Origin of the sequence: Streptomyces sp. NPDC006283, assembly GCF_040613325.1 — a bacterium.
GTDB lineage: Bacteria > Actinomycetota > Actinomycetes > Streptomycetales > Streptomycetaceae > Streptomyces.
On the sequence record NZ_JBEXRZ010000373.1, the window covers coordinates 1 to 3,609 of the forward strand.

At 63.9% G+C, this 3,609-nt stretch carries 2 protein-coding genes; both read left to right on the forward strand.

Annotation, left to right across the window (positions count from 1 at the left end; translation table 11 throughout):
* Positions 1–125 precede the first annotated feature (125 nt).
* A complete protein-coding gene (locus tag ABZ070_RS36080; protein ID WP_356640284.1) occupies positions 126–1,415 on the forward strand; it encodes a tyrosine-type recombinase/integrase in 1,290 nt (429 codons plus the stop codon).
* Positions 1,412–3,609, forward strand: a 2,198-nt coding sequence (locus ABZ070_RS36085) for a site-specific integrase (protein WP_356640286.1), incomplete at its 3' end; no start/stop codon positions are given. The genes ABZ070_RS36080 and ABZ070_RS36085, both read left to right, overlap by 4 nt.

Below are 3,609 nucleotides of genomic sequence, written 5' to 3' on the forward strand. Positions count from 1 at the left end.
ATCCAACCGGCTTACCTCGACGATCACCAACCGTCAGCCCCTACGACAAGACGACTTCAACGTCAGTAACCGAACTAACTCAGCTGTCTTCGCAGGTCAGACCGGGTATCTGCTAGCTTCCCGGGGTGTTTGATGAGCAGCGGTCCGGAAGGGACCTGAGGAACTTTGTCCTGCCTGAGTTAGGCCAGTTGCTGAAGACGGGAGATCCCTGGGAGCCGTACAGGGTGCTGGATGGACGCGGGAGGCCGGTCGAGCCCGCTGCGCTCTACCTCAAGGAGCTGATGGCGAGGAACAGCTCGCCGTTGACGCCACGTTCGTACGGCATGGATCTGCTGCGCTGGTTCCGGTTCTTATGGGCGCTCGGGATCGAGTGGGACCGTGCGACCCGGGAAGATGCCCGGGACTTCATGTTGTGGATGAAGGTGGCGGACAAGCCGAAACGTGTCCATTGGCGCCATCGCGGCAGGGCTCTCTCCAAGGTCCCGCCGCCTCGCAGCGACAGGCCGGCACCGGGGACGCCGAATCCGGTGACGGGTAAACCCACGGTCGGGACCAAGTACTCACCGGCAACCCGTGCTCATTGCGAGACGGTGCTGCGGGAGTTCTACAACTTCCATCTGGATGAAAACACCGGTTCGTTGCTGGTGAACCCCTTCCCGTTGGTCCGTGGGCGCCGCTTGTCCCAGCTCGGGACACAGCGTGATGGTGGGAAGAAGCACCGGAACCGACGCACGGGCCTGTACCGGCCAACCGTTCCGCAGCGGGTCCCACGGCGGATTCCCGACGAGATGTACACCAAGGTCTTCGCCGGGCTCCGTTCTCATCGTGACCGCGCCTTGCTGGCCTTCTGGGTCGCCACTGGCGCCCGAGCCGAGGAGCTACTCACGGTCAAGCAGGGCGGCGCGGTCGTCGGCGAGCAGACCGTCAGTGTGATCCGCAAGGGCACCCGCGACTACCAGGACCTGGCCGCCACCCCGGACGCGTTCGTCTGGCTGCGGCTCTACCAAGAGTCCGCCTGGAAGAAAGGCGTCCCTCGGGGCCGCCATCATCCGCTGTGGTGGACGCTGCGGCGCCCATGGCGGCCGCTGGAGTACGACGCGGCACGCATGATGTTCAACCGCGCCAACGATCTCCTGGGCGCCAACTGGACCCTTCACGATCTGCGGCACACGGCGACGTTCCTCATGCTCGATGACCCGAACATGCCGCCGGTTTACGTGCAGAAGATCCTCGGCCACAAGTACCTGTCGACCCTGGACATCTACAACCGTCCGACCAGGAACGACGTCATCAGAGCCGGCCTTGCCCACCACGCCCGCCAGGAGAAGCGACGCGAGGAGACTCCTGTGCCTGTTGACGAGCCGTCCTACAACCCCGACTCCTTGTCCATCCTCTTCGGCCGGGACGCGTCATGACGAGCACTGCGACCCACATCGGCTCGAGCTTCGTTCCGCGGGTCACAAGCATGGTGGGCGCCGAAGCGCTCACGCTGATGAACCGATTCCCGCATCGGGAAAGACCAAGCACGTGGGAAGCGACCTCGATCACTCGTGAAGAGGTCCTTGAGCGGCTGGCTCGCCCACCGCTACGAGTTGTGGAACCCAGCGCCCAGGCGAATCGGATGTTCGGGGCACGCCTCCTGCTCGACTGGCTGATGACCTTTCCGGGAGAAACCTGGCAGCAGCGGTGGCAGAGGAGCCCTGCGCACGGCCAACACATTGCGTCGCAGGGGTGGAGGGATGACTTCGCAGCCTGGGCCCGCCCGGAAGGGCGAGTATCTCGCCGTGAAACGCTCCTCGTCGGTGTGCTGGCGCTGCTCTGCGCGGATGCCGTCAGACCCGACCCGGAATACCTCATCGGGTCAAGATCGCGGCATCTTCGGCCGGCGCTGGAGACCACACGCGACCCCGAGGGGTTCGCTCGTTTGAGGGCTTCACTGCCGACCAACATCTCGGCTGCGAATATCTCGTCCGGGCTGAAGACCATTGCGGAGATCATGGCTTGCCATGGCGGCACTATCGAGGACATCGTCGTCGGGGACCTGCTGCTCTGGCAAAGCAAGAATCCGAGCAACAGCAATGGACGGATCCAGCTCGCCTATACCTGGCTACGCGACTTGGGTCTCTTTCCAGCAGACGCACCGCACACGCTGTTCCGGATCTCGAACCGTACCGGGCAACTCACCCCGGCAGACCTTGTCGACCGCTACGAACTGCAGTGCCGTCCGATCCGCGATCTCTTGGTCGCCTACCTCTCCCATCGGTCCGTAGGGCTCGACTTCACGACGCTGCAGGCGCTCACGATCTCGCTGGCGCTTCGGTTCTGGGGCGACCTGGAGCGGCATCATCCGGGCATCGACTCTCTTCGGCTTCCTGCCGAGGTGATCACTGCTTGGAAGGTCCGCCTGGCCACGAAGACCGTCCGCAAGCGTCTGCCCGACGGATCATTTCGTGATTTCACAGAGCCACGCCGAGGTGCGATCGGGATCAAAACCCAGGTCAGAGCCTTCTACCTGGACCTGGCGGAGTGGGCAGTGGAGGACCCCGGCCAGTGGGCCGCCTGGGTGGCGCCCTGCCCGATCAGCGAAGCCGAGTGCTCGGGAAGAAAGGCTGAGAAGCAGCTCAAGGCCCGCATGGACCAACGTACTCGCGAGCGCCTGCCGGCCCTGCCCACGCTGGTGAAGACGGCTCACCGCCTGTTGAAAGAGGCCACGATGCGTCTCGATGCACTCAACGCTGCCCCACTCGGTTCGGATTTCAGCGTGCTTGGTGAGACGTTCAGGGTTCCGCGCTTCAGCAAGTGCGCTGACGGGCGCCCGATTCATGCTTGGGATGCGAAGGGCACCCGGCGCTCATTCGCGGGTGAGGAGCGCAGCGCATTCTGGGCGTGGGCTGCCATCGAGATCTTGCGGCACACCGGCATCCGCATCGAGGAACTCCTCGAGCTGGGGCATCACAGCATCGTCAGCTACAAGCTGCCCACCACCGGTCAGACCGTTCCGCTCTTGCAGATCGCCCCGTCGAAGACGGACCAAGAGCGACTTGTCTTGGTCACGCCGGAGCTGGCGGACGTGTTGAGTACGGTCGTCTCTCGAGTCCGAGGATCGGACGGGAGAGTTCCCGTTGTTCGTAGTTATGACCACTACGAACGGGTCTGGAACCCGCCGATGCCTCTCCTGTTCCAGGATCGCTCCAGTGGGTACCTGCGTCCGCTGTCGCCAGCGTCGATCCGTCGGGGACTCGACGTCACCTTGTTGGCCTCAGGTCTGACGGACAGCGCGGGTGCCCCCCTCATCTTTCAGCCCCACGACTTCCGCCGGATCTTCATCACGGACTCCATCCTCAACGGCCTGCCACCTCACATCGCCCAGGTCATCGCTGGTCACGACCACATCGGAACGACGATGGGATACGCCGCGATCTACCCCACTGATGCCATCGAAGCACATCGAGCGTTCATCGCCCGGCGCCGGGCTCTGCGACCTGCCGATGAATACCGCACCGTCACTCCTGAGGAATGGGGAGAGTTTCTCGGGCACTTTGAGCGCCGCAAGCTCGCCCTGGGCGACTGCGGCCGCGCATACGGAACTGACTGTGCTCACGAACACGC